The sequence below is a fragment of the Vibrio sp. 2130-1 genome (assembly GCF_033339515.1).
Map to the genome: position 1 here is coordinate 1 of NZ_JAWOUT010000375.1, position 644 is coordinate 644.

Genomic DNA, 644 nt, shown 5'->3' on the forward strand with positions numbered 1-644 from the left:
CACGCGTTTTGTTTAGAGCGATTTTGAGCAGCGCGATACCTCCTACGTTTGTAGACGACGGTTAATTGTTCATAGCTAAATACTCGCGCGCGTTTTCGCTGCCCATATAACGTGCCAGCGTTTTCTCAGGTACATCGCGTAAATCCACCATAATCAATCCATCCAGTGCGTTGTTAAACGCCGGATCGACGTTAAAACACACCAACTTACCATTCAAACTCAAATATTGGCGCAGTAATACCGGAACGCCTTTGCCTTCGTCAATTCGAGCGATCACGCGAGATAGCAACTGTAAATCTCCCAATGCGGTTAGCATGCTGGTATTCCAGTTTAAGTTGGTTTCTGGCAGTGGGTTTGACGGAGTGACGTATTCGGCGCAGTCGTTGTCGTAGTGGTGTAGGGTCATCGATTGTGCCAATAATTGACGCGCGGTATGGCTGTAATCGTTGCTGATGCTCACTGGGCCAAATAAGTGCGTGTATTCAGGATGTTGATGAACAAAAGTCGCTATGCCTTTCCAGAGTAAGAGTAGGGCACTCATGCTTTTTTGATATTGCTCGGCAATCACAGAACGACCCATTTCAATCGACTTGCCCATTTGATCGAGAAAGCGTTGGTCATAGTTGAACAAGGTGCGCGAATAC

General features: G+C 46.9%; 1 protein-coding gene. It reads right to left on the bottom strand.

Annotation, left to right across the window (positions count from 1 at the left end; genetic code table 11):
* Positions 1 to 61: 61 nt before the first annotated feature.
* Positions 62 to 644 (bottom strand): GNAT family N-acyltransferase (locus R7Q09_RS26320; RefSeq protein ID WP_411913127.1); only part of this gene is annotated, 583 nt, incomplete at its 5' end.